General features: G+C 59.7%; 24 protein-coding genes. 6 read left to right on the forward strand and 18 right to left on the reverse strand.

What is annotated here, in order from left to right:
* Positions 1–2 precede the first annotated feature (2 nt).
* Genes IM739_RS21395 through IM739_RS21410 form a run of 4 tightly spaced genes read right to left on the reverse strand, consistent with a single transcriptional unit; the run spans position 3 to position 3,434 of the window.
* The gene (locus tag IM739_RS21395; protein ID WP_237371252.1) at positions 3–974 is read right to left on the reverse strand and encodes a branched-chain amino acid ABC transporter permease; all 972 of its coding nucleotides are present in this window, start codon (positions 972–974) and stop codon (positions 3–5) included.
* Entirely contained in the window at positions 971–1,882 is a 912-nt protein-coding gene (locus tag IM739_RS21400; RefSeq protein ID WP_237371253.1) for a branched-chain amino acid ABC transporter permease, read from the reverse strand. The genes IM739_RS21395 and IM739_RS21400 overlap by 4 nt, the downstream gene beginning before the upstream one ends.
* The gene (locus IM739_RS21405; RefSeq protein WP_237371254.1) at positions 1,879–2,625 is read right to left on the reverse strand and encodes an ABC transporter ATP-binding protein; all 747 of its coding nucleotides are present in this window, start codon (positions 2,623–2,625) and stop codon (positions 1,879–1,881) included. The genes IM739_RS21400 and IM739_RS21405 overlap by 4 nt, the downstream gene beginning before the upstream one ends.
* A complete protein-coding gene (locus IM739_RS21410; RefSeq protein ID WP_237371255.1) occupies positions 2,622–3,434 on the reverse strand; it encodes an ABC transporter ATP-binding protein in 813 nt (270 codons plus the stop codon). The genes IM739_RS21405 and IM739_RS21410 overlap by 4 nt, the downstream gene beginning before the upstream one ends.
* Positions 3,435–3,525: 91 nt before the next feature.
* Here IM739_RS21410 and IM739_RS21415 point away from each other — a divergent pair, with 91 nt between their 5' ends.
* Genes IM739_RS21415 through IM739_RS21430 form a run of 4 tightly spaced genes read left to right on the forward strand, consistent with a single transcriptional unit; the run spans position 3,526 to position 6,955 of the window.
* On the forward strand, positions 3,526–4,260 hold the full coding sequence (locus tag IM739_RS21415; protein WP_237371714.1) for a GntR family transcriptional regulator: 735 nt from the start codon (positions 3,526–3,528) through the stop codon (positions 4,258–4,260).
* A 10-nt stretch (positions 4,261–4,270) separates the two neighbouring features.
* Positions 4,271–4,621 (forward strand): TIGR04076 family protein, encoded by a 351-nt coding sequence (locus IM739_RS21420; protein ID WP_237371256.1) that lies wholly within the window; start codon positions 4,271–4,273, stop codon positions 4,619–4,621.
* A 2-nt stretch (positions 4,622–4,623) separates the two neighbouring features.
* On the forward strand, positions 4,624–5,670 hold the full coding sequence (locus IM739_RS21425; protein WP_237371257.1) for an aldo/keto reductase: 1,047 nt from the start codon (positions 4,624–4,626) through the stop codon (positions 5,668–5,670).
* A 1-nt stretch (position 5,671) separates the two neighbouring features.
* The gene (locus IM739_RS21430; RefSeq protein WP_442981156.1) at positions 5,672–6,955 is read left to right on the forward strand and encodes an ABC transporter substrate-binding protein; all 1,284 of its coding nucleotides are present in this window, start codon (positions 5,672–5,674) and stop codon (positions 6,953–6,955) included.
* Positions 6,956–7,074: 119 nt separating this feature from the next.
* Here the strand turns inward: IM739_RS21430 and IM739_RS21435 are convergent, their stop codons facing one another.
* Positions 7,075–8,469: a hypothetical protein gene (locus IM739_RS21435; RefSeq protein WP_237371259.1), complete on the reverse strand. Its 1,395-nt coding sequence runs from the start codon at positions 8,467–8,469 to the stop codon at positions 7,075–7,077.
* Positions 8,466–8,690 (reverse strand): hypothetical protein, encoded by a 225-nt coding sequence (locus tag IM739_RS21440; protein ID WP_237371260.1) that lies wholly within the window; start codon positions 8,688–8,690, stop codon positions 8,466–8,468. The genes IM739_RS21435 and IM739_RS21440 overlap by 4 nt, the downstream gene beginning before the upstream one ends.
* 120 nt (positions 8,691–8,810) lie before the next feature.
* Here IM739_RS21440 and IM739_RS21445 point away from each other — a divergent pair, with 120 nt between their 5' ends.
* Positions 8,811–9,842 carry a GlxA family transcriptional regulator gene (locus IM739_RS21445; RefSeq protein WP_237371261.1) on the forward strand — a complete coding sequence of 344 codons (1,032 nt, stop codon included), beginning with the start codon at positions 8,811–8,813 and terminating at the stop codon, positions 9,840–9,842.
* Between the two features lie 97 nt (positions 9,843–9,939).
* Here the strand turns inward: IM739_RS21445 and IM739_RS21450 are convergent, their stop codons facing one another.
* Positions 9,940–11,253, reverse strand: a complete 1,314-nt coding sequence (locus IM739_RS21450; RefSeq protein WP_237371262.1) for an MFS transporter — start codon at positions 11,251–11,253, stop codon at positions 9,940–9,942.
* A 45-nt stretch (positions 11,254–11,298) separates the two neighbouring features.
* Entirely contained in the window at positions 11,299–11,697 is a 399-nt protein-coding gene (locus tag IM739_RS21455) for a MarR family winged helix-turn-helix transcriptional regulator (protein ID WP_237371263.1), read from the reverse strand.
* A 132-nt stretch (positions 11,698–11,829) separates the two neighbouring features.
* Between IM739_RS21455 and IM739_RS21460 the strand changes: the two genes are divergently transcribed.
* Positions 11,830–12,429 (forward strand): TetR/AcrR family transcriptional regulator, encoded by a 600-nt coding sequence (locus IM739_RS21460; protein ID WP_237371264.1) that lies wholly within the window; start codon positions 11,830–11,832, stop codon positions 12,427–12,429.
* Positions 12,430–12,519: 90 nt separating this feature from the next.
* Here IM739_RS21460 and IM739_RS21465 read toward each other — a convergent pair whose 3' ends face one another.
* The 10 genes from IM739_RS21465 to IM739_RS21510 all read right to left on the reverse strand — a co-directional run bounded on the left by IM739_RS21465 (position 12,520) and on the right by IM739_RS21510 (position 24,399).
* A complete protein-coding gene (locus IM739_RS21465) occupies positions 12,520–13,068 on the reverse strand; it encodes a TetR/AcrR family transcriptional regulator (RefSeq protein ID WP_237371265.1) in 549 nt (182 codons plus the stop codon).
* 321 nt (positions 13,069–13,389) lie between these two features.
* On the reverse strand, positions 13,390–14,172 hold the full coding sequence (locus IM739_RS21470) for an SDR family NAD(P)-dependent oxidoreductase (RefSeq protein WP_237371266.1): 783 nt from the start codon (positions 14,170–14,172) through the stop codon (positions 13,390–13,392).
* A 424-nt stretch (positions 14,173–14,596) separates the two neighbouring features.
* Complete coding sequence (locus IM739_RS21475) at positions 14,597–15,598, reverse strand: NADP-dependent oxidoreductase (protein WP_237371267.1); 1,002 nt, start codon at positions 15,596–15,598, stop codon at positions 14,597–14,599.
* A 31-nt stretch (positions 15,599–15,629) separates the two neighbouring features.
* Complete coding sequence (locus IM739_RS21480) at positions 15,630–16,493, reverse strand: alpha/beta fold hydrolase (protein WP_237371268.1); 864 nt, start codon at positions 16,491–16,493, stop codon at positions 15,630–15,632.
* 331 nt (positions 16,494–16,824) lie between these two features.
* Entirely contained in the window at positions 16,825–17,061 is a 237-nt protein-coding gene (locus IM739_RS21485; RefSeq protein WP_237371269.1) for a hypothetical protein, read from the reverse strand.
* A gap of 349 nt (positions 17,062–17,410) precedes the next feature.
* Positions 17,411–18,106 (reverse strand): hypothetical protein, encoded by a 696-nt coding sequence (locus IM739_RS21490; protein ID WP_237371270.1) that lies wholly within the window; start codon positions 18,104–18,106, stop codon positions 17,411–17,413.
* Between the two features lie 18 nt (positions 18,107–18,124).
* Positions 18,125–19,309: a hypothetical protein gene (locus IM739_RS21495; RefSeq protein WP_237371271.1), complete on the reverse strand. Its 1,185-nt coding sequence runs from the start codon at positions 19,307–19,309 to the stop codon at positions 18,125–18,127.
* Positions 19,310–19,341: 32 nt separating this feature from the next.
* A complete protein-coding gene (locus IM739_RS21500; protein WP_237371715.1) occupies positions 19,342–20,109 on the reverse strand; it encodes a TfuA-like protein in 768 nt (255 codons plus the stop codon).
* Between the two features lie 8 nt (positions 20,110–20,117).
* On the reverse strand, positions 20,118–21,296 hold the full coding sequence (locus IM739_RS21505) for a YcaO-like family protein (RefSeq protein WP_442981168.1): 1,179 nt from the start codon (positions 21,294–21,296) through the stop codon (positions 20,118–20,120).
* A 43-nt stretch (positions 21,297–21,339) separates the two neighbouring features.
* Positions 21,340–24,399 (reverse strand): ATP-binding protein, encoded by a 3,060-nt coding sequence (locus tag IM739_RS21510; RefSeq protein WP_237371273.1) that lies wholly within the window; start codon positions 24,397–24,399, stop codon positions 21,340–21,342.
* Between the last annotated feature and the right edge of the window lie 134 nt (positions 24,400–24,533).

The raw sequence follows: 24,533 nt of genomic DNA on the forward strand, positions 1-24,533 counted from the left end.
AGTCATTCCTTGGCGGATAAGGGTGGCTTGGTGCTGGACCGGGCAAGCGGGCTCACCTCGCCGAAAAGGCCGCGCGGACGCAGCAGGAGCATGAGGCAGAGGCCAACGCCAATGGCAACAATCTGCAAGGCGGCCGCGCGGGCCTGATCTTCCGGCGGCACGAAGGCGGAGACGGCAGCTGCCGTGACCGCCCAGAGTCCCCAGACCAGAACAGCACCGGCAATGGCACCGCGATTGTTGCCAGAACCACCGACGATTAGCATGGCCCAGACCTGGAAGGTAAGGACCGGCATATAGTTGTCTGGCGCGATGAAGCCGATGAAATGCGCCTGGGCCGCGCCCGCCAGCCCCATGATCGCTCCCCCGACGGTAAACGCCTGCAGGCGGAAACGGACGGGCTGCTTGCCCAGCGCCTGTGCCGCTGCCTCGTCCTCCCGGATAGCGCGCAACACGCGGCCCCAGGGACTGCGCGACAGATGCTGCAGGGCGAGATAAAGCGAAAGCACGACGACTGCCATCAGGCCGCAATTGGCCAGGCTGAACAACAACGCGTCACCCTGCAGACCGGCGAAAGGCCGCGGAATAAAGCCGATGCCGAAGGCGCCGCCGGTCAGGGGTTGCAGGTTGAGCATGCAAAGCTGGACAGTGACGGCGACACCGAAAGTGGCGATCGCGAGATAATCGGCCCTGAGCCTTATGGTGAGGGCGCCGACACCCCAGGACAATGCGCCAGCGACGAGCGCCGCGCCCAACCAGCCAACCACGATCGGCATGTCAAAGCCGCCGAAGCGGTCCGCGGTTTCCGGCGTTGTGAGGATGGCCGATGTATAGGCACCGACCGCCACAAAGGCGGCAATTCCGACATTGAACAGCCCCGTCATTCCCCACTGCACGTTAAGACCCAGGGAGATGATCGCATAGGTCAGCGCTATGGTCAGAAAGAAGGCGCCATAAGCGACGAGATCGAGCATCATGAGGCTTTTCCAAACAGGCCCCGCGGGCGCACGACGAGAACCGCAATGAGAATGGCGAAGGACACCGCTGCCCGCCATTCCGCTCCGATGATTTGCACCGTGAAAGCCTCACATAGACCAATGACAAGCCCGGCAATCATGGCACCCGGCACCGAGCCTATGCCGCCAAGAATGGCGGCTGCGAACAGCGGCAACAGCAGGTCGTGACCGAGATAGGGGCGGATCTGGATGATAAGGCCACTCATCATGCCGGCGATGCAGGCAAGCGCGGCGCCGAGGAACCAGACGGTACGGATCACGCGGCGCACATCAATCCCGGCGATGCCGGCAAGACCCGGGTTTTCGCTGACGGCGCGCATGGCCCGGCCGATATCTGTCCGCGTCATGACAAGGTGGACCGCGATGACCGAGAGCAAGGCGACGACCAGCATGGCCAACTGGTCCGGCGTGGCCCGCAGGCCACCGCCCAGTTTCATGGCGATCTGCAGCGCCTGGCTGAAATAGGCCGGCTTCGACGTGAACAGGAATTCCAGCAGGCTGCGCAACGCAAGCGATGCGCCAAAGCTTGCCATGACCATGATGATGATCGCGCTGCCGCGTCGGCGGAAGCTGGAAAACAGCAGGGCATCGACTGCCAGCGCAAGAAGTCCGGTCAGAATGATTGCCAGCACCGCAGCAACAGGCAACGACCAGCCGAAGGAAAAGGGCCCAAGCGGCTTGGTAGACCCCGCCCCCAATACACCAAGCGCGCTGCTGATGCCGAGCGCCAGATAGGCGCCCCAGGACAAAAGTTCGCCATGGGCGAAGTTAGAAAAACGCAGGATCGAATAAGTGAGCGTGACACCGATGGCGCCGAGCCCGATGATCGCGCCGGCGATCAGACCGTCCATGAGAAACTGCGGGTTCATCTGGCAACCTCGCCAAAGGCATGCCGCGCGGTGCCGAGATAAATCTGGCCGATCAGCGGATCGTCCGCCAGGTCGGCGGGTCTTCCTTCGTGCCGGATGCGCCCCTCTGCAAGGATAACGGCGCGATCGGCAATCGCCATCGCCGCCTTCACATTCTGCTCGACCAGCACGATCGTCACGCCCTCGCCATTGATGCGTTTCAGCAGGGCAAACACTTCGCCGACGATCTTTGGGGACAGACCGGCCGAGGGTTCATCGAGGATCAGGACCGGTGGATCGAGCGCCAGTGCGCGCGCCACCGCCAACATCTGCCGCTGGCCGCCCGAGAGCGCTCCGGCCAACCGCTTCGGCTTGACCGCGAGATCAGGAAAACGGGCAAGGAGCGTTTCGATCCTGGCGGACCGCTCCGCCTTGGGCAAGAGCGCAACGGCTATCTGCAGGTTCTCCAGAATGCTCATGCTGGCAAAGACATTGTCCGTCTGGGGCACGAAGGCGAGCCCCTCGGCCAGCTTGCGATGCGGCGCAACCCTGGTGATGTCACGGCCGCCCAGATGGATCGCGCCGGAATGAACTGGCACCATACCCGCAATCGCCTTGACGAAGGTGGATTTTCCCGCGCCGTTTGGTCCCAGAAGAATGACGAGTTCGCCCGTCGCCACGGCAAAATCGACGCCCCGGACGATCGGCAGGTCGGGTTCATAGCCCGCCACGAGTTCAGAGGTCGAGAGTACGGCGCCGGTCACGCGCCACCTCCAAGATAGGCCTCTATCACGGCGGGATTGGCGGCAACGTCTGCCGGCGAGCCTTCGGCCAGAGACTTGCCGAGCGCCATTGCTACGACACGCGAGCAGAGCCTGGAAACCATGTCCATGTTGTGCTCGATCAGAAGGATTGACTTGCCCTTTGCATTCAGCGCGACGACGCGTTCGATGATCACCTCCAGCAGGGCCGGGTTCACACCGGCCGCCGGTTCGTCGAGCAGGATCACCTGCGGATCGGCCATCAGCACGCGCGCCAGTTCCAGAAGCTTACGCTGGCCGCCGGACAGCACGCGTGCCGGCTCGTCCGCGAGCCGCGAGAGGGTGACGAATTCGAGAAGATCCCGGGCTTTTTCCAGCGCGACCTTTTCCTCGCGCCGGACGAGACCGGGGGCGAGGAAATTGGCGAAGAACCGCTCGCCGTGCTGCTTCTGGGCTCCGACGAGCAGGTTCTCCAGCACGCTCATTTCGGCAAAGGGCCGCGGAATCTGGAAAGTGCGGCCGACACCATGGGCAATGCGCCGCTCCGGCGGCTCGCCAGAGACTTCTCTCCCGCCGATCCAGATTTCGCCGGCACTGGGCTTCAGGCTACCCGCGAGCAGGTTGAACATCGTCGTCTTGCCCGCGCCGTTCGGGCCGATCAGCCCGACCATCTCGCCCGCCCCCACAGCAAGCGACATATCGGAGACGACGGTCAGGCCATCGAAACGCTTGGTCAGATGCCGCGCCTCGATCGATGGCGGCGCGGCGGCTTGCGAAGCCGGCGCGGGTCGTTGGAGAGTTTCGGCAGTCATATGCAAAAAGAGGCCTTGATCTGGTCGTTGATGTTTGATCAAACTTTACGACAGCTCCAAAATCAACCAATATTTCCTGAAAGGCGCATTGGTGGCGGGAATTGCGGAACAGTTCGACCAGACGGAAGACCGTCTCACCCCAAGCCTGACCCCGGTCGAGCGCGAAACGGTGCAGGACCGCGTCTATGGGCAGTTGCGTCGCACCCTGATCAATGGCGGCTTTGCCGCAGGCGACATGCTGCGCATCGTCGATCTGGCCGACCGGCTGAAGACGAGCACGATGCCGGTACGCGAAGTGCTTGGACGGCTGGTTGCCGAACAGGCGCTCGAAGCCCTGCCCAACCGCTCCGTCCGGGTGCCGTTGATCACGCGGGACAGGCTCGACGACCTGGAGCGTGCCCGCATCCTCATCGAAGGCAGGCTTGTCGCCATGGCCTGCCCGCGCCTGACGGCAAAGGACCTCGAGAGTCTGAAGCAGATCAACCGGGATTGCGAGGCAGCCTTTGCCAATCACGGCAAGGATATCGGGCCGGTCACATCAGAGCTCAACCAGCGTTTTCATTTCGAGATCTACAGGGCCGCGGGTTCCCAGGTATTGATCCCGATGGTGGAAAGCCTGTGGCTGCAATCCGGGCCGGTTGTCCGGGAAGCCGCTCACATCCATGACGAACAGGGCGGGCTGGCCGCGACCAACCATCACTGGACATTGATTGCCGCGCTGGAAGCAGGCGACGTGGATAAAGCCGTGGAGGCGCTTGCCAATGACATCGGCCGGTCCTTCGATCTGGTGCGCGGACGCCTCAAGGCGGGCGAAGAGACGACATGAGGAAAGTGGGATGAGCAGACCCGACGACACATTCGAGCTTTTCGATCTGAGGGTCGACGTGGTGATACCGGAAGGTGGCGCTGTGTATTGCGGCGCAAAGCCCGGGGACTATTTCGAGCTGCGGGGCGAGATGTTGCATCTGCCATCGGACCAGGGGATATCGATCTACTCACTCGCTTCGGTCCTGCCGCTGCTCGCAGCCAAGCAACGGGCAACCCACGCCCATGACTGGATGACGACCGACACCGACATAGCCTGTCCCGACCCCAATTGCTCGACCCGGCTCAGGATCAAACGCACCGGCCTTCGCCGCTTCAGCCATGCCGACACAACGGCTGTCCCCCTCGAAGAAAAGCAGTAAGCATGCAGCGCATCACCATCTCCCCCGGTTATGAAATCTCCCGCGTCATCCGCGGCGGCTGGCAATTGGCTGGCGGCCACGGCGTGGTCGATCACGAGATGGCGATCGAAGACATGGTGGCCTTTGCCGATGCCGGTATTACCACCTTCGACTGCGCCGATATCTATACCGGTGTCGAAGATCTGATCGGTCGCTTTCGGCTGCGTTACCGCGATACGCGCGGACAGGCTGCGCTGGGCCGCATCCGTGTCCACACGAAGTTCGTTCCTGACCTCGGCGTTCTGCCAACCATCACCAAGGCCTATGTGGAAAGCGTGATCGACACATCGCGCCAGCGTCTCAATCTGGAGTGCCTCGATCTCGTGCAGTTCCATTGGTGGGACTACGAAATGCCATTGTGGCTGGATACGCTCGGCTGGCTGAAGGAATTGCAGGACGACGGCCGGATCAACAAGATCAGCGGTACCAACTTCGACAGTGATCACGTTCGTTCCATCCTCGATGCCGGGATCCCCTTCACCTCACTGCAGCTGCAATATTCCCTGCTCGACCGGCGCCCAGAAAAGCGCATGGTGGCTCTCGCAAAACGCCATGACATAGCGCTGTTTTGCTACGGCACTGTCGCTGGCGGCTTTCTCTCCGATCGCTGGCTCGGCAAGACCGAGCCCGAGCATCCGTTGGAGAACCGCTCGCTCACCAAGTACAAGCTGATCATCGACGATCTCGGCGGATGGGATCTCTTCCAGGCGCTGTTGCAATCCCTGCGCAAGATCGCCGACCGACATGCCACCGATATTGCCACGATTGCAAGTGCCGCCATGCTGCGCCGGCCTGGAGTGTCTGCGGTCATCGTCGGCGCGCGCAACCGTGACCATCTCTCATCCAATCTCGCCATCGCAGGCGTCACCCTGTCGGATGTCGATCTTGCAGAGATCGAGGCCGCCCTGATCGGGGCTCGCGAGCTCGACGGTGACGTCTACACGCTCGAGCGCGACCGAACGGGGCGCCACGGCAGCATCATGAAATACAATCTCAACAAAGGGGAATGACATGAACAAGGGGAACAGAATGAACCGGTTGATACGCGCCTCCACCATGCTCGCGGGCCTCACGCTCAGCGCCGCGCCGGCACTGTCGCAGGACTGCGACATCACCGTCGGCGTCGTGATGGAATTGACCGGTCCAGCGGGCGAATATGGCAAGGCAGGCGCTAAGTCAGTCGAAATGGCATTCCGCGACTTCAACGATGCGGGCGGCGTTGGCGGCTGCAAGCTGGTGATGGACACGCGTGACAGCCAGAGCCAAGGCAATGTCGCCGTCGATCAGGCAACCCAGCTGGTCAACATCAAAAAGGTTCCGGTGATCATCGGCGGTATCATTTCATCGGTCTCGATCCCGATCCTTACCTCCGTCACGGCGCCTGCCGGCGTCGTGCAGGTTTCGCCCGCATCGTCTTCGCCGACGCTGACGGCACTTGGTCGCGATGGCAAGACAAAGGGCGTGTTCTTCCGCACCATCACCTCGGATGCCCTGCAAGGTACGGCGGCTGCGAAATACGCGCTTGACCAGGGCATGAAGAAAATTGCCATCATTCACGTCAACAATGACTTCGGCAACAATCTGATGAACGAGTTCACCGCAGCTTATACCAAGCTCGGCGGCACGATCACCTCGACCACGCCCTACAATGAGAAGCAGGCCAGCTATTCGTCAGAAGCCTCCGTTGCCATGGATGGCGAACCGGATGCGCTCTATCTCGTGTCAACGCCGGTCGACGGCGCCACAATCGCCCGAGCATGGATATCCGGCGGCGGGGCGCAGAAATTCCTGTTTAACGACGGCATGAACTCCAAGGACTTCATTGCGAGCGTGGGGGCCCAGTATCTCAATGATGCCTACGGCACGTCGTCCGGCACGACACCGACGGCCTCGACCGAGTATTTCAACGCCAACTACGAACAGTTCTCCGGCGGCATTGCTCCGTCCGCTCCGGCTGCCGACCGCTCCTATGATGCCGGCGCCATCGTGGCCCTTGCAATCGCCAAGTCTGGCAAGCCGGACAAGGATGCCATCAAGGCCGCAATTTCCGAGGTCACCGCGCCAGGTGGCACGCCGATCCATGCCGGCAAGGCGGAATTCGAAAAGGCGCTGGCTCTCCTGAAGGAAGGCAAGCCGATCAAATATGAAGGTGTCATCGGCCCCGTCAGCTTCGACCAGTATGGCGACATCACGGGTCCTTTCCGCCTTTGGAAGATGACTGATGGCGAAGTGACGACCGTCGGCGAGATGCCGTCCGATGAAGTCGCCAACATCAAGGCTTCGCTCGGCAAGTAATCGGCCCAGCCAAACGGTCCAACGGGCAGCCCAGCATGGCTGCCCGTTTTCGTTCGGTTCGGAATCCCGGCTGACGACCGGGGCCGCTTGAAAAGCCAATTCAACGCCCCCGAGCCAGATCAGCTCCAGTTGCTGTCGTGGTCCGCATGGGTCTGCAGATAAGCCTCAGGCCCGAAATGTGTGTCGTAGAACCCGGTGTCGAGCCGATGCGCCTGCAGGTAGGTGTTGATGAAAACCGCAGGGGCAGTCGCCGGAAACCGCCCGAACGTGGAGAAAACGTATTCTGCCATGATCACGGCGATCTCAATCGCCTCGGCGTCGATCCTTGCGCCGGAACCGCGGACCGCCGCATTTTCGCGGTATGGCCCGCCCTGATCCGTATCAAACGGCCCACCCTTGCCGAACTTGCGCTCAACAACCGCCTCCACCGCCGCGCGCATGCTGGCATGGTGCGGCGGCACATGTGCCTCGAACACGCCCGGCAAGCCTGTAAAATAGGGCAACGGATTGCCATCAAGCATGCGATACTGGAATCCCAGCCCCGGAACTGCAGGATTGTCGCTTGCACCCAGAACGACGAAGGGATTGATGCCGGTATACATCCAGCCGCCCAGGCCCAGGGCCTGCAGCATCAGGGCCCCTGCATAACACGCCGTCCCCGTCTCTGTCGCCACATCGGTCATCGCCACCTGTTCGAGGAAGGTCATCGGATAGGCAACCTCCATGTTCAGCCGTTGGGCGAACCGTTCCAGTCCCGGAATCTGACGGCCGTTCACGTCATCGTAGATGCCGGTACCGTTTTGCACGAGGTACAAGAGCAGCAGGATCACATGCTGTGCAACATCGGCGACCGGCCAGATCAGCGTCGAGCCCGGCACGTTGGCGCACCACGTGTTGTGGCCCTCCATATACGGCATGGCGGCTGGAATATTCATCCGCCCGTCAGCCAGCTTGACGATCCGCGACCGGTGCGCCTCGGCCCATCCCTTGAGGTCGACGGAGCCATCGGTTGAAGCCGGCGTCATGTCACGGGTCGGCAGGAAATAGACGCCCGTGTCATCGGTGAAGAAGAACTCCGTCGTATTGAACCCCGCCGACGACGGAAAGCTTCGTCCGCCAGCAGCTGTGGTGTAGTTCGGCAGCTTGCCCTTGTAGCCGGGATGATGGGCAAACAGGTTTGCCCAGCCGGTATTGCCGGCGACGGTCGAAATCAGCAGCATCTGCTCGGTCTCATCCAGCGCCTGCGGCGCCTCGCTGGAGACATAGGCCAGTGGCCCGTCTGGGATGCTTGCCCCCTTGGCAAAGCGGCGCGACCGGCGACCGTGAATGGCCTCGATCAGAGGAAATGCTGCCGCTTCGACAAGGCCGCGGGAAATGGGCGAATAGGAATTGAGCATGATCTTGCCTTTCGTTGAAAGTGTCTGGCCGCGGGCAAAGCCAAGACCAGTCAGAATGGCGCCTGTGGCGACGAAGGTGCTGCCAAGCAGCAGGCGCCTGGTGAACCGGAATGTCATTGTTTCCGCCCCCGAGCAGCCCGAACCGCGCTTGCATCCTGCAAGAACCGGATTGCCATCCGGTCGATCGGGTCGCGCGTCATGGCGATGTCGCGCAGCAAATGGTCGGAGAAGGTATCGAGGTCGACCAATGGCTTGCGTCGGCGGGCGAACGGCAGCGTGAGCCAGATGCGCCACAGAATTCGGCGTTGTGGACGTGCGGTCATTGTGATGTCAGTCATGAGGGCCATCCTTGCAAACGGTCGCCCTATGCGGCCGCTGGGTGACCTGATCGCATGGGGCATGCCGTCGGCGTGAGACATGGATTCGACAAAAACGGTCCAAATGTGCCAAATAGAGGCATGACCGTTCCCGTCGTGCCCAAGAAGATTTCCGTTTGCCTCGTCGCGGTGCCTGAAACGGCGACCGGTGTGCTCCATGGTCTCTACGAAGTTTTCTCCTATGTAGGCTCCGGCTGGGAAATGTTGACCGGCTGGCCACCGGGGCCTCGCCGGTTCTCGCCCCGCATCGTCGCCAGCGGCCCGGAGCCGTTTCACAACAGTGTCGGCTTGCCGATTGCACCCCACATGTCCTTGGAGGAGGCGAAACGCGCCGATATCGTCATTGTGGCGGACCTGGCAATCGGCCGCGAGGATGAGACACGCGGCCGTTGGCCTGAAGTGGCGCGCTGGCTGCGCCACCAGCATGCGCAAGGCGCTCTGGTCTGTTCGGTATGCACGGGGTCGCTGATGTTGGCCGAGGCAGGCCTTCTGGACGGCGTGGAAGCGACCTGCCATTGGGCCGCGACCGATCAGATCCGCTTCCGCTATCCGGCGGTTCAACTGCGGCCTGAACGGGTTCTGGTGTCCTCCGGCGTCGAGCATCGGATTGTCACATCCGGCGGCAACGCGTCTTGGACAGATTTGGCGCTCTATATCGTTGCGCGCTTTTGCGGCGAGGACGAGGCGCGGCGTACGGCGAAGCTGTTCCTGTTTGGTGATCGCAGCAACGGGCAGGCTCCGTTTGCCGCGCGCGTCCGCCCGCCCCAACATGACGACGCGGCCGTGACTGCAGCTCAGGTCTGGATCGCGGAGAACTATGGTTCGCCAAATCCGGTGGCCGGAATGACCGCAGTTTCCGGTCTGGCGCCTCGGACCTTCAAGCGACGCTTCGAGGCGGCCGCGGGCTATTCACCGCTTGAATATGTGCAATCCCTGCGCGTGGAAGAGGCAAAACAGATGCTGGAGGCGTCCGACTCCGGGATTGACGCCATTGCCGAAGAGGTCGGCTATGGCGAACCCGCCGCATTCAGACGGCTGTTCAAGCGAACGACGGGGATTTCGCCGCTCCAGTACCGGCAGCGGTTCCGGCAAGTGGTGACCTTGAACGAATAGACCTGCCAATCCCTCGCTCTCGGACAGATGATAGACCAGCGCACGCTTGTGCCTGTCTCAGTTCGTCGAGCCCGACATCTCCCTTTCCATTGGCAGATCAGACCATCCTTGGCTGGTTGATGGCTGTGGTTTTTCGAATTGCAAACACCGCGATGGCGGCAGCCAGGCAAATCACGCCCGCAATGTAGAAAGCGGGGAGATAGGTGGCGTAGACGCTGCGGGTCAGCCCTGCACCCCAAGCAGCCACCGCCGCTCCGATCTGATGGCCGAGAAACACCCACCCAAAGACGATGGTGGCATCGGCACCGAATTTTTCGGAAGTGAGCTTGACGGTCGGCGGAACGGTCGCCAGCCAATCAAGGCCGTAAAACAAGGTGAAAATGCTCAGCTCATAGAATCCGAAATCCGTGTAAGGCAGATACAGAAGCGAGAGACCGCGCAGGCCATAGTACCAGAACAGCAACCAGCGGCTATCAAAGCGATCGGACAGCCAACCGGAAGCGATGGTACCGATGAAATTGAAGGCTCCGATCGCGGCGAGCATTCCGGCCGCCATGACCGGAGCGATGCCGAAATCCCCGCAGATTGCCACCAGATGGGTCTGGACAAGCCCGGTCGTGGTTGCGCCGCAAATGAAGAAAGTGCCGAACAATATCCAGAACGCAGCGGATCGGATGGCGACAACGAGCACACGGATGGGTGCCAGGAGCGTGTTGAGGAGCGATACCTGCTGTGGTTCCGGCCTGGGAGCATCGGATGCGCCAAAGGGCAACAAACCGACATCAGCGGGCCGCTCGCGCATCAGGAACAGCACAACCATGGCGCTGAAGCCCAGCATAGCAAGCAGAAGGCTGAGCGCGATCCGCCAACCCCAGGTTTCAGAGAGAGCGGCGAATGCAGGCAGAAAGAGCACTTGTCCGGTGGCGACGCTGGCGCTGAGCAGACCGATGACCAGGCCACGCTTTGCAACAAACCAGCGCGTAGCGACAGTCGCGCCCAGCACCATCGCAGTGAAGCCCGTGCCGACCCCCACAATGACGCCCCAGAGGAGGAAGAGCTCGATCAGAGATGTCATCGTGAACGATCCGACAACACCTGCCGCGATCAGACCGAGAGCAAAAACCGATACGCGCTTCACGCCGAAGCGGGTGAGGAATGCGGCCGCGAAGGGACCGACTGCACCGAAGAGCAGGAAACGAATGGCAAAGGCCGCAGAGATGTCGGCGATGTTCCAGCCAAACTCCTTCTGCAAGGGGCCGATCAGAACACCCGGTGCACCGACCGCACTCGCCCCGACCATCATCGTCAGGAAGGTGACCGCAACGACGACCCAGCCATAGTGAATACCCCTCTTCAAGGAGAATTGTGCTGGCGCAGAGGCATCGCCGGAAACGAGAGGTTCAGTCGTCATACTACGTCCCTATTGCGGGTATATACCCCAGCTTGAACAAACAAATCATATCGATCGAAGGATATCCTGCAGCGCCGTGATCTTCACGGGTCCGAGCCGATCCTCCATTTCTCGTTGGCATCCGTCCCAGACCGGACCTGCCACGCGAAGCAATTCCACACCCGCCCCGGTCAACCGGATCATCGCCTCGCGCTGATCGAGATCACCACGCCGCGTTTCCAAGAGCCCCATACGCTCGATCACCCGGACGTTTCGGCCAATTGTCGAACGATCAAGCTGCACACTGCGCGCCAAGTCGCTCAGGCTGACCGGTTGCAGCCGCTCGATACGCCTCAGAAGCGAAAACTGTGCGACATTTACGCCGAGCGGAGACAGCGCGTCGTCGTAAATCGTCGAAACCTTGCGGGTCGCCTCACGCAACAATGTGGAATAGCATCGGGTCATATTTGATGTATATACCCGTAATGTCGATTTGTCGACATCTACAGAACCACCGGCTTCGGCTTCCAAGGCCACTTCGGCCGGAATCGTTTCCGAAGTACTGGCCTTGAGTAAGATGCTATTCATCATATATATGTGAGCAACACATCCACCAAGGCAAGAGCCATGAAAGTCACGAGAGAAAAAGCCGAAGAAAACCGGCAGCAGGTCATTGAGACCTCCAGTCGGTTGTTTCGAGAAAAAGGCTTCGACGGTGTCGGGGTCAGCACCCTGATGCAAGCTGCCGGTTTGACGCATGGCGGCTTTTACAAGCAGTTTGAATCCAAGGACGACCTGATCGCCAAAGCGACCCAGGCCGCGCTGAACCAGTCAAGAGAGCAGCTCTCCTCGTTGGTCGGCAAGGACAAAGGTGCATCATTCGAGACGGCCGTGCGCCACTATCTGTCTGATGGACATCGCAATGCCATCGCAAACGGCTGCGCTTTGGCATCGCTCGGCCCAGATGCGGCCCGTCATGGTCCGCAGGTGCGCCGAGTGATGCAACGCGGCGTGGAGGACCATATTGGAATGCTCGAATCCATCGTCGAGCCACAAGGAGACACCTCCCGGCGAGATGCGGCCATCGCGACCCTGGCGACCATGGTCGGCGCATTGATGCTGGCGCGCACGGTGGAGGATTCGAGCCTATCGAGCGAAATTCTCGAGGCCGCAACGAAGGCAATCCTATCGGAATAAGTGCGCACCAACAGCGGCGTGGTGACGGCGGCTGTGGTGTCGGAAATGCGGCTGGCCTGTCGAGGGCTCGGTGGACAGTCGCGAGCAGACTTACGTCATCGCGGATAAGATGAAGCGACGCGTCTCCTCCAGTATCTCGTCAGAGAGTTTGCGATCGTCGACAGCCCGGGCGATAATGATCGCACCGACCATAGCTGCCCAGCTTCCGATTGCTGCCTGACGTCCTTCCGCTGCAACGGGAGCCGATACCGCATCTGCAATCGTGTCTAAGACCAGATGGGCACCTGACGACATCACCGCTCGTGCCTGGGGGTTCTGGCGACGCATCTCCGAAGCAAGCGCTGCCGTTGGGCATCCCAGCCCGGGATTGTCCCGATGATGCGAGGACAAGTAGCTATCTATATAGCCAGGCAAATCGAACGGTCGGTCGATGTCAGCCTTCATGCTATGGCCCAATGCCTGCGCAACCAGATCGTTCTTGGACGCGAAATGCCGATAGAAGCCACCATGGGTCAAGCCGGCGCATTGCATCACCTCAGCCACGGTGACGGAATCGATACCTCTGCTCCGGAAAAGCTGGCTGGCTGAATCGAGTATGCGCCGCCTGTTCTCAACAACCTGTTCGCGCGTGACTTTCATGTCGTCTCCCGTTCTGCTTCAGCTTTTTCGTGACCGATGGTCCCGCTCTGCACCTCATCTCTCAGAATTTTCTTAGCAAGCCCGCGTATGCAATTGTCGGCAAGCTCTGCGTGATCGACAAAGCACCTGTCAGTGCCATGCTCTATCCTTGAAGCTGACCGTGGAATGCTCCACGGTCGCTGGTACTTCACCCGGCATAAGGTCCTTGTCGTCAAAATCCGTAACGCTCTCGAAAAGAGCGTTCCCGGCGTTTGTGGCAACAAAGTTCCGAAGGTCATTTCATTGATCCTTCAACCAGGAAAATGACGACTGCCGGCTGCTTTAATTCGCGGCGAGATAACGGCTTGCGGCGCTGGTATGGCCAGTATCCTGCATGAGCGCCTTGCGAGCGGCTTCCATGGCAACCCAATGAGCCTCTTCATGCAGATGCGGAATGGTGACGCCTTCGCGTCGATCGAAACCGACAAGTGCAGCATCGACCATTTCGGCAACTTCCATCATCGGAGGACGCTTATCTTCCGCGACGAAGTTCCATATGTCGGTGCGTGTTGCTGCGGGAAGCACAGCCTGAACATAGACGCCGCTCTGCCCCAGTTCGGCCTGCAGCGCCTGCGAGATCGACAAGACAAATGCCTTGGTTGCGGAATAGACGCTTGTGCCCCATTCCGGAGCAAGGCCCAGCACGGAACTGATATTGATGATGGAGCCTTCGCCCTTTTCTGCGAAACGGGGGGCAACGGCATGGCTGAGACGCAGGATGCTCGTGGCGTTGAGCGTCACCAGTTTCGTCAGGTCGCCAACACTCTGCGTGACAAACGTCCCACCGACATTGCCGCCAGCATTGTTGACTAGAATGCCGATCGACGCGTCATCGCGCAATCGCGTTTCGACGGCCTGTAGTTGGGTTTCATCCGTCAGATCGGCGGGCAGAAGATCGACGTTAATGCCTGCCTGCTGTCTCAGCTTCGCAGCATTTGCCTCAAGCTTCTCGATATTGCGCGCAACGAGCACGAGGTCGTGTCCACGCTCTGCAAACCGTTGAGCATAGGTCGCTCCGATACCGGTTGAAGCGCCAGTGATCAGGACTGTGGATTTGGAAGACATTTTGAAACTCTTTCTTTCTGGTTTTGCCACAATGATGATGTTCGTAATCTATATTTATAGATGACGATCAACATGTAAATTGTCAAGGGTGCGTCCCGGATTTTTCGTGCCTGAGGCTTCCCCTTTCCGGGACCCAGTGGGTTTGTGCACTCAGGCAATCTCGCGCCAGCAGGTCGCGGATTGCTCACGATCGAGCAATCCTGCCGCGCGCTCATTGGAGATGATCGAGGTTTCTGAAGATCACCAGGCCAGTTGCCGCAGCAGCACCAGCACGGTCGTTGTTCCTTGCAGACGATAGGCACATCGGTCCGGAGCATGCCAGCATCTGCCTTGAAAGAAGCTCGTCATCACCCTCCTCGACCATCCGCAACGACATGCTTCTGGCAATGTCGACTACGGGGCCCGCAGGAGCGCCTATCGGCCTTTATCGCACCTCGATGACGACTTTGCCCTTGGCCCGTCCCGTCTCGACATAGGCCAATGCTTCACCGGTCTTTTCGAACGGGAAGACCTTGTCAACGACGGGCTTGATCACACCGTTTTCGACGAGGGCAGTGATATTTGCCAATTGCCGTCCGTCAGCCCGCATGAACAGAAAGTCGTAACGGAGCCCGTGTTTTTTGGCCGTTCTGCGCACGCGCATGCTGAGCAAGCCGAACACCAGCTTCAGGACAAAATTGAGCCCGAGCGATTTTGCAAATGCCGGATCCGGCGGCCCCGAAATTGACACGAGGTGACCACCGCGCTTGAGCACTCGAAGCGACTTTTCCAACGTCTTCTGGTCCTGGCTATGCAGGACGAAGTCATAGTCGGACAGCACAGTCTCGAAATCCTGTGCCCTGTAGTCGATGATGACATCGGCACCCAGGCTCCTGACGAGCTCGGCGTTTTTAGAACTCGTGGTCGTGGCAACGAATGCTCCCAGATGTTTGGCGAGCTGAATGGCGAAGGTCCCGACACCGCCTGAACCGGCCTGAATGAAGACCTTCTGCCCTTTGCGAAGCTTGCCAAGTTCGACCAGCGCCTGCCAGGCCGTCAGACCGACCAGAGGTATGGACGCCGCGTCCGTCCACCCAAGGTTTTTGGGCTTCAGCGCGACGTCGCCTGCGTGGATCGCGATGCGCTCTGCAAATGTTCCGACACGATGATCGCGGGGACGAGCATATACCTCGTCGCCGACTCTGAAGTGGCGGACATTCGCCCCAACGGCGAGGACCGTACCCGCAACATCATGCCCAAGAATGAAAGGTGGCTTGTAGGGCAGGAGCAGCTTGAATTCGCCGTCGCGCACCTTGGAATCGAGCAGGTTGACCCCGGTCGCCTTGATCTCGACCAGGACATCATCGGCCTGCATCACCGGTTCCGCGGTATCGACCATGCGCAACTCGCCGTTCTTCTTGTATTTCTCAACGATGAAAGCCTTCATGGGCTTTTCTCCAATCTTGATTGTCTGGCATTCAGGCCGCCAGGAAGGTAAGCGCTTTGGTGGTGAACTCGGCGTGATACTGGAAGATTCCGCCATGCCCTGCGTCCGGGTAGATCACCAGTTCCGACCCCTTGATGCGCCGCGCCATGTCGAGGCTGTTTGCGGTTGGGACCATGATGTCATTGTCGCCATTGGCGATCAGTACAGGCAAATCAAGTGTACTGAGGCCCTGCGGTGCCTGCCGTCCCCAGGCCTTGATCGCCTTGAGCTGCCTGAGGAAGGCCTTCGGCGTCGGCGCCTTGTCCCGATCCGTCTTGCGCTCCTTCAAGCGGTCGAGAAAAGCTTTTGCGGCTTGGCGGCCGTTCGCAGTCGACGTGAAGAAGAGATAGAACTTTGGATCGCGCATCGTCAGCAGGCCTTTGATCATCAGCGGCCACGAGACGGCCCCTACCCGGTCGATACCCTGCCCGCCGGCCGGCCCGGTCCCGGTGAGGATCAACTTGCGCGCCAGCCCCGGTTGCTTGAGCGCCACATCCTGCGCAACGAAACCGCCCAGTGAGAAGCCAAGCAGATCGACCTTCTCCAAGCCCAGAGCACGGATAAGGTCGACCACATCTTGCGCCATCTCGCCGACGGTGAGCGGTGCTGTCCCACCTGAGCCGCCAATGCCGCGATAGTCCGTCGCTATCACCCAATGGGTGGCCGACAGCGCATCGACAATGCGCGGATCGAAATTGTCGAGCACCGCGCCCCAATGATTGAGGAGGATGATCGGCACACCAGTTCGCGGACCAAGCTCCCGATAGGCAAAATGCACCCCGCCGATTGTGATCGAACTGTTCGGGGCATCTTGATACCGCTTGTTGAAATCTGAGTTTTTGACGAAATTGACCATCTTTGCGTTCCTGATCTGCCCGGATTCGCAGGCAGGCAATTGTTTGTGACCAATGAACGGCGAACCGCCACACCCCGGCCCGGCTAGTTGACGCCCAACGGTTTGTGCCACGCCATGGCAATCCCGGTGGAAGCACCCGTGAGGAATGCCATCATCTGTTCTTCCCTCACGTTGGACACATCGTCGCTTGCAAAACCGTCACACAGCGCGCGTCCGTTACGGACGCACTGTGGACTTTTCGATGACGACCATCATTTATTTTATATGATGTCCATCATCATTAATGTCAAGCTGATTATCCGCGAGAGTGGCTCAATTGCCCGGTGGTAAATCATGCACCGTTCCATGGCTTCGTTTTGCTATAGATCGGCGCAGCGCTGAACTTGCGATGATGAGCACGGGAAAATGCGGCGGCGCTGCCGAAGCCGACCTTGGCGGAGACCGCCTCGACACTCAGTCCGGCACGTCCGAACGCAAGACGTCTTGCGGCGACCGTATGATTGCCAGTGTTGGCATTGCCGCGTGGCTCACCATACACATCGAGAACGACCGACATGGGATCACGCACTCGACATGATACTCCAAGGCCCGCGAACGGCGCGAGAAGATCGAAGCGTCTGTTGCCAATTCAATCGGCAAACGTCATGGGTCGCAAAGGGCCTCGTCATCAATCCATCGCACCCTGACTTGGATTGCAAGCAACAGCACCACCAAACAGCATGACGTCCGACGGGATTGCGACGTCCTGATCGACTGATCCGCAAGATGCAATCAAGCCACCAACCGACGGCAGGCCAGCCGGCCCCATACTCCATGGCTGCCTTGCCGACATACCGGCTTCTATGCCCGCCGCTCGGGAATATGGTACAGGCCTGCAAGAGCAAACTGACAACGAGTTTGCCCACAGCGCAAGGTCATCAGTCACGGTGTCGTTGCGGGGCCAGCGCCATCGTCTGTGCATAAGCGAGTGGCGACCGGTTTCCGGGCATATTTTCGTCCAAAACCAACGTCTTCAGATCATCGGATCGGACATCGAGCGCGACGACGCGTTCAAGCTTGTCGATTTGCCACACGACATAGCCAAGTTCGGGCACATAGCCGCAGTCACAACCGCAATCGCCCCCTTTGATCGCATGTGCCTCTTCGGGCAGATACATGATCTGGGGTTTCGGCAACGTGTAGCAATGCCCCTCATAGGCATAGCCGTAAATCACACCAATGCTCTTTATATAGCGCCCGTCATCACCCTTAAAATTTTTCGACGGAACACCGATATCGACGGGAAGCTGCTGGAGCTTGAGATTGTGATCGACAATGGCCAACACGATCTGCTGATTGACTATGCCGAATATTTCGTCGCTGGTAATCTTTAGGACAGCGACTTCCTTGACGGCTTCAACAATTTTCCGCATCTCCGCGGAATCGACCGTAAGCCCTTGCAGTTTTTCAGAGATTTGCCTGGTTATAGTCTCGTCCGAAAGCTTGAAAATTGGCCGATGGATGGCGGGCCTGCCGTAGAGGCGCACTTCGCTCGGATTGTAAGATCGATAATCCGGCTCGGACAAACCTTCCAGAAACGGCCCCACACCGGGATGACTGCTGCAGTCGCTCATCGCACTCTCCTTTGATATTTACCTCGATCCAATGATTTCACGCCACACAAAATTCTCTTCCAGCAGCTCGGCCGCCCGCCCGTCCGAGGCGGCAATGACGGCGCCTGCCGCTTGATCCAGTCGCAGCGTGCCCGGATCAAGCGCTTTCAGTGAAGCCGCCAAAGCCGAGCCAACCGCGTCCCGTGCGCCGATCAACGCCTGTTTGAAAAACAACGGCCTGGCACTGAATGCCTGCGCCGTCGCTTGACGAAACATGTCGAACTCGTCCCATGCCAGATCCCGCAGATCGACGTCCAGAAGCCGCTTGTCGGCGCAGCCTTTGGCGACAAGATCGCGATGATAAAGCGCAACGATGCTGTCGAAGATCGCGCCGACAAACGGCAATGCCCGGTCGTGGACCTCGCGCGTCACCGCAGACATTTTCCGGAAATTGGTTGCCAGACGGATCTGCGTTTCGGGGCTTGTTTCCGCAAAGCGGTTCAGTTCGTTGTACAGCAGCAGATTGCCTTTCGTTCTCCGCAAGAGCCGGTCAATCGCGGAATCGAAATGCAGGAGCGAGATCAGCGAAACGCAGTCCGAAAACGCTTCTGAATACGAAAAGAAGTCGCTGTCGGGCGATGCTGCGGTTGGCACGCCAGTCTCCGACAGCATGATCAGATGTCCGACCTCGTGGGCGATCGTGTCGAAATTCAACGCGTAAGGTCTGAGTATGCCATCGACGTCGGAACACCCCAGCTCCAGAAAGCCGTATCCCGCCTGGGCATTATCCCAATCGACAAATGGAATGATTTCAAGCCGCGGAAAGGTCTGATCGAAAAACCAGTGGACCCGCCGTCCCAGATAGCTCTGCCAGATGTCGAGTACAAACCGTACGCAGGCATAGGCGTGAACCGCGAGGAACGGACGCGAGGTTGGATCGATATTGTCGAAGTGTCTGTCCGGTCCAGGTCTGACCGGCGCGCGTTTTGCCCCACCGAACGGCGGCAGGTTCGCAAAGCCATAGGGCTGTTTGTGATCGACCGGATCAGCGACATACATGGAGAGGTCGCTTGGCCCCTCGCCGATTTCATCCCGCTGTATCGACAGCCACACACGGTCGGGCTGTTCGTATCCGGGAATGAAGGGGGGTTGGGGATAGATCCAGAAGCGCGTGCCTAGACGCGCATTTCCAGAATCGAGGGAATCGTCCCGAAGCAGGCGCATCGCACATTTGCCCCCTCGATTGAAACTCGCATCTAAGGGTTCAATTTATAAGTGTTGACTAATTTTGAGTCAATGCCGCCAGCCTCAAGATCGCGGACAAAGGTATTCGTTGCAATCCACGTGCTGCTCGCCGGCCCCGCCGCGTGCCCCCTCGCGAGGGCAGGCACGCTTTGCAGCGCCAGCAGCGCATCCAGTCTCTTTTGGCCCACTACCTCTTTGCACAATTCCTTCAGCCGCTCTTCCGGCCATCCCGCATCCCGCATGACCAACTCGAACCGGCGCTCCCGAAAATTCATGTTACGTGCAATCGTTGTCAACGCGGCGCGCTGTGCGGGGGTTGCCAAATTCTGGCGCTCCAGATTGGCGAATGTCCGCTGAAGATCGATCAGTGCGTGCGTCAAGGGTAGGAAGCCGAGTTCCGCCGGACCTGAAAGAACCGCGACAGCATCGTCGGGAGCCAGTTGCCAGCGCCGATACCACCTGTAGATCAGGCCTACTCCAATCATACCGAATGGATTGAGTTCAGCGGCCCTGAGCGCGCCCATGCTCGCGGCCCCAATTACCAGGATCCCCTGTGCCATCGCCCAGAGGATTTCCTTGTGCCGCACGGCCGGCCTGTCCTCGAATTGCCCGTCGATCAGGACCATGATCCGCGGACGGTATGCGTGGGCGGCCAGCAAAATGTCGCCTTGCGCGGCCGGCTGCACGTATATGGCATCGAGAACCCGCTCGGCCTCGACCAGTCGAAGCGTTGGACCAAGGAACACCACCACCGGACCTTCCGCGCTCCCATCGACCATATCAACACTCACCGCTGGATTGAAAAAGGTCGGGCTCCGGCAAGAATGGTTCTCACGCATTGGACACCCGTCTCGATGTCCGATCCCAACGGAACAGCCAGTATCGGTCCGAAGCCGGCAGAAAGAACCCTGTCGATGAGCGAGCCGAGATCCGGCACGGCGCAGGCTTCCATCGCCGGGTGCGGTAACCTGGTCGGGTCTACAACAATAAGCTGGCGTGCCTTGGCGACGACCATGTCGGTGCTGCGCCTGTAGTGCTCGCGGGTTTGATCATCGCGCGCACCCGAAATGGCGCCGGCTCGTGCCGACAAGGCTTCGAGCATCGCACTCGCCGCCGCCGTAGCGATGCTTGGTGCCGCCGCATATCCCTCGGTCGGAAGAGCAAGGATAGGTTCGCCTGGACCTGTCTCGATCGTCTGGCACCAGACCACCGGAACCTTTGCCGGCGACGGAACGAGCCACAAGCCAAAGGACACAGGATGCTCGCCGACAATGGACAGGATGTGATCAACCCCGTCCCCCAACCCGAGCGGAGAAATACGCATGCGATCAAAGAAGCCGTGGGTAGCAAAGGCGCGAGCGATGGCGTCGCGCTCGATACATTCGAACAATCCATGCACAAACGCATCGAGCAATGTCATGTGACAGGCAAGACCCGTGGTCGTGCGCATAAACACACCATCATGAGCGAGTGGCGGATCCGTATAGCAGGCGTGAACCAGTTCGAGCGGCACCGGTTGCGGCAAACCGGTCTTGATATCGATACCGGTGATCCACGATAGGCTCCTTGCACGCCAGTTTCCCCGGCGATCCGGTGTCAGGAGATTTTCAAACAGGCCGTCAGCGATTTTGAGTTCATCCGCCGTCGCTTGAAATATAAACTCGGAGGGAATGGCTTCAGCGTAGAACCGCTCAAGCGATTCCATGATCGCCCCCACCGCCGCGCCCGCCATCCAAAGGCCCCGCCCGAGTGAAGTGACTTCAGAGAGGGCCGCGGGTCGCACGGTTTGAACGACCGGCAGGCCGATCCGGTCCAGTCCGGTCAGATCCCCCAGCCGGGTTATGCGCGCGCGACGACAGAGCGGCAGTATCTTGCGCAAGCATTGATTGGTCTCTTCGCGATCTGGGCGTGGCGTTAGGGATTTGTGCAGGTTTGACACCACGGCACAGTGAAGACGCGCAAGCATCTCGTCACGGTCTGACGGACCGTTCGCTTCCGGGTGCGTGAGATCAAGATTGACCTGCAAAGCCTAGCTCCTGAATGGAACGTCTCGCCCGCCTTAGAAGCGCCTTGGCGCCTTGGCGCTCGGCAATTTCCATGGCGGAGCGAAGGTCAGCCGCAACGGGCTCCTTGGTGGTATTGAGCCGCGCATGAAGAACGGCGCGGCGGCGGTAAAGCTCGGCCAGCCAATAGGCATGCCCGGTCTCCCTGGCCTTTTCGATTGCGTCGTTCGTGACCTCGACCGCCCGCTCGAATTTGCCCGCAAGACCGAACAGGGTGGCCTGCATGTAGAGATAGATGGGAAGATCTGCGACGGCACCTAGGCTTCTCAGGTGCGACAGCCCTTCGCTGAACATCGCATGCCCACTGTCGAGGTCTTCGCTATGGGCATGAGCCCATCCGGCAAAGAGCAGCGCCAGACCGGACAACGACTGCATATCGTGAAACTTCGCGAAATCGGCCATTCTCCCGGCAATTTCGGCAAGACGCCCATAGTCATCTCGATAAAACGCCGACACCGCTTCCGTATCCAGCGAGTGCGCCTTGCTTGGCGCGTGTGATATCCGGTCTGCGAAAGCGACCATCTTCGAAAGAGATGTGTCCGAGGCTTTCGATTGCCCCGTCAGCCAAAGCGAAAGAGTAAGTTGGCCGAGGCCGCACACTTTTGCGTCATGGCCACCAAACAACGTGCGGCTGGTCCTTGCAGATTGCTCTTCGTAAAGCGCCAGCCCCGCCTTGATCGCTGACTGGGTCTCCTGATGGTTGCCGAGGTTGAAATCGATGGCCCAGATGCAATGGTTGACCTGCAGCTTGATCTCCGGATCGTCCACCCCGGCCAACATTGCCTGCACCTGCAGTGCACGATCATGCATGACGCGAAAATCAGATCCTGTCAGCCACCATCCCCAATAGATGGGAAACCATCTGGATTGGTCCTCCAACGGCTGCCGACGGGCTATGTTTACGCCATTTTCATAGAGCGTACGTGCCGGCAGCGAGTTCTGTCCGACAAGGCCGGTGAGGATGGGACCGAGTAAAGTCAACGCAGCCAGTTGATAAGGCTCGATTGCTTGTTTCTCCCCCATGCGATCGCACAACGCCAGGGCGTGCTCCAGATAGTTGCGCGCCTCTATCATCGCCGATCGGCTGGAACTCTCCCTGCCTGCCGCGGTATAAAGATCGATTGCATTTTCAAGCAGCCCCCCACGTTCCGCATGCTCTGCCAGCGTTCCGGTATCCATCCACGAGGCCATCGGGCGGTCTTGACTGACTGCCGCGAACAGGCGCCGATGCAATGCCTGCTGTTGCTTGCGCAAGAGCGTTTTATATATGGTCTCCTGGATCAGAGCGTGTCGGAAACCGTAGGCGACATGCCCACGTGTCCTGACCCGCATCAGGAACCCCGCATCGCTCAGGGTATCGGCGGCCTTGGCCAGGGAGGCCTTGCTCAGCCCTGGCAACAGGGCGCGAAGTAGTTGCAGCGTGAACCGGTTGCCCGCAACAGCTCCCGCCCGGGCCACGTCTCTAGACGTGCCCAGCTCGTTCAGGCGCGCATTCAGAATTTCCTCGAATGCAGACAGGTGGCTGGGGGTAACGTCCTGCGACAGGCTCATCGTGTCCGGGTCGACATTCTCCGAGATCCATTGGCCGATTTGCTCGATAAAGAGCGGAACGCCGCCGGATATCCGCTCGATGACGTCATAGAGCCCGGGAAGCATGGCTTGGCGCTGCTCCGGCCATCGCGCCTCTATTGCCATTCGGGTTTCGTATCGATCAAGCGGACGCAGGATCAGACGCGTGAGGGTGGCCTCGTCCAGCCAGTCTATCCCGGCCCCGAGACGTGAGGTCACGACGAGGAGGATCGGAAATTGGCCCACAACCCGAGCCGCTTCCACCAGCAGGTCCTTCGAGGTCGGATCGATCCAGTGGATGTCTTCGACGGCCACCACGATTGGCCCGTTCGCGCATAATGCGGCAAGCACGCGAAACACGGCGCGATGCGCCTTGTCCCGGATGGCTTTGGGGTCGATATCGGCGAGGGTCTGATTTTGTCCCAGGGCGCCGAGCAAATGAGAGAATGTTTCTATCGTTTCTGCGTCACGAATGCCGTTTCGTTCGAAGGCGGCCGCCACAGCCGAAGTCGACAGACCGGGTTCGTCGTCATGTCCAGAGGCAGCGCCAGTGAATGTGTTCAACAAGGGGTGGAGTGTCGCGCGATGTCCCCCGGGCAGGCATTGAAAGAAAAACAGTCCCGATCGCTGGTCGCGAGTGATCTTTCGAACCTCTCGCAAAAGGCGCGACTTTCCGATGCCTGCGTCGCCCTCGAGCAGCAGTATTTCGCCGCCCTTGGTGTGAACTCGTTCCCAGCAAGCGGCGATGCTGCTCAACTCGCTTTCACGGCCAATGAAGGGACCATCGAGACTACCGAACGCGTAGAACCGGTTGACATCGATCTTGTGTCCGAGTGCACGCCAAACCTTTTCCGGGTCAGCGAAACCCTTTAGCTCCTTTGTGCCTTCGAACACGAAAGCGTGTGACCTGCCTGCCAGATTGCGCGTGTCCTCCGAAACAAGGACCGTGTCGGGTGCAGCGATCTCTTGCAGACGGGTGGCTATGGCCAGTGCCGCAGCAGCAACCGGTTCGCCCTGCGTCTCCTGAATCAGCGCGACAGACGTCGCGATACCCACACGAACGTGCAGATCGTCACGCAAGGCGTCCCGGCCCACGCGGGCGCAGCCTTCGACGATTCCGAGACCGGCACGAATGGCGAGCGATGCCGCATCCTTCGCACCCAGGTCATTTGGAAACAGTGCCACTCCACCGTCGCCGGCCTCAAGCAGCATCACGCCCGAATGCGCGATGACAGACTGTTTCGCCGCATGCTGAAATGCAGCGATCAGTTCCTGATAGTGTTCGATGTCGAGCAACTGGAGAAGTCTCGTCGAACCGATGAGATCATAACAAAGGGCGGTCACGATTCTCCGCTCGCCGCCATGTTCGAAGGGGCGCCCCTTGCCAAGCGAAGGTTTTGTCAGTTGTCGTGGATTGTTGCCCCGATTTTCGAGCATCCGCCACTCCTACGGCTCGCCTGCATTCCGGACCCAGAATATATAGCATATGCGATGGCTGTTCGCGTAGTGGACCCCAGTTGCTCTAGGGACGCCTTTGCGACTTTGGCTTGTTGCTACGATACAATGCCAGA

The sequence above is a fragment of the Rhizobium sp. SL42 genome (assembly GCF_021729845.1).
Lineage (GTDB): Bacteria > Pseudomonadota > Alphaproteobacteria > Rhizobiales > Rhizobiaceae > Allorhizobium.

What these genes read in the sequence shown, in the direction of transcription:
- IM739_RS21500 (WP_237371715.1), bottom strand. Translation starts at nt 20,109, where the DNA reads ATGGTCGATGGGAGCGCGGAAGGTCCGGTGGTGGTGTTCCTTGGTCCA.
- IM739_RS21440 (WP_237371260.1), bottom strand. Translation starts at nt 8,690, where the DNA reads ATGACTGACATCACAATGACCGCACGTCCACAACGCCGAATTCTGTGG.
- IM739_RS21400 (WP_237371253.1), bottom strand. Translation starts at nt 1,882, where the DNA reads ATGAACCCGCAGTTTCTCATGGACGGTCTGATCGCCGGCGCGATCATC.
- IM739_RS21495 (WP_237371271.1), bottom strand. Translation starts at nt 19,309, where the DNA reads ATGCGCCTGCTTCGGGACGATTCCCTCGATTCTGGAAATGCGCGTCTA.
- IM739_RS21490 (WP_237371270.1), bottom strand. Translation starts at nt 18,106, where the DNA reads ATGAGCGACTGCAGCAGTCATCCCGGTGTGGGGCCGTTTCTGGAAGGT.
- IM739_RS21445 (WP_237371261.1), top strand. Translation starts at nt 8,811, where the DNA reads ATGACCGTTCCCGTCGTGCCCAAGAAGATTTCCGTTTGCCTCGTCGCG.
- IM739_RS21455 (WP_237371263.1), bottom strand. Translation starts at nt 11,697, where the DNA reads ATGACCCGATGCTATTCCACATTGTTGCGTGAGGCGACCCGCAAGGTT.
- IM739_RS21510 (WP_237371273.1), bottom strand. Translation starts at nt 24,399, where the DNA reads ATGCTCGAAAATCGGGGCAACAATCCACGACAACTGACAAAACCTTCG.
- IM739_RS21480 (WP_237371268.1), bottom strand. Translation starts at nt 16,493, where the DNA reads ATGGTCAATTTCGTCAAAAACTCAGATTTCAACAAGCGGTATCAAGAT.
- IM739_RS21465 (WP_237371265.1), bottom strand. Translation starts at nt 13,068, where the DNA reads ATGAAAGTCACGCGCGAACAGGTTGTTGAGAACAGGCGGCGCATACTC.
- IM739_RS21475 (WP_237371267.1), bottom strand. Translation starts at nt 15,598, where the DNA reads ATGAAGGCTTTCATCGTTGAGAAATACAAGAAGAACGGCGAGTTGCGC.
- IM739_RS21435 (WP_237371259.1), bottom strand. Translation starts at nt 8,469, where the DNA reads ATGACATTCCGGTTCACCAGGCGCCTGCTGCTTGGCAGCACCTTCGTC.
- IM739_RS21470 (WP_237371266.1), bottom strand. Translation starts at nt 14,172, where the DNA reads ATGTCTTCCAAATCCACAGTCCTGATCACTGGCGCTTCAACCGGTATC.
- IM739_RS21505 (WP_442981168.1), bottom strand. Translation starts at nt 21,296, where the DNA reads ATGCTTGCGCGTCTTCACTGTGCCGTGGTGTCAAACCTGCACAAATCC.
- IM739_RS21450 (WP_237371262.1), bottom strand. Translation starts at nt 11,253, where the DNA reads ATGACGACTGAACCTCTCGTTTCCGGCGATGCCTCTGCGCCAGCACAA.
- IM739_RS21410 (WP_237371255.1), bottom strand. Translation starts at nt 3,434, where the DNA reads ATGACTGCCGAAACTCTCCAACGACCCGCGCCGGCTTCGCAAGCCGCC.
- IM739_RS21425 (WP_237371257.1), top strand. Translation starts at nt 4,624, where the DNA reads ATGCAGCGCATCACCATCTCCCCCGGTTATGAAATCTCCCGCGTCATC.
- IM739_RS21420 (WP_237371256.1), top strand. Translation starts at nt 4,271, where the DNA reads ATGAGCAGACCCGACGACACATTCGAGCTTTTCGATCTGAGGGTCGAC.
- IM739_RS21395 (WP_237371252.1), bottom strand. Translation starts at nt 974, where the DNA reads ATGATGCTCGATCTCGTCGCTTATGGCGCCTTCTTTCTGACCATAGCG.
- IM739_RS21430 (WP_442981156.1), top strand. Translation starts at nt 5,672, where the DNA reads ATGAACAAGGGGAACAGAATGAACCGGTTGATACGCGCCTCCACCATG.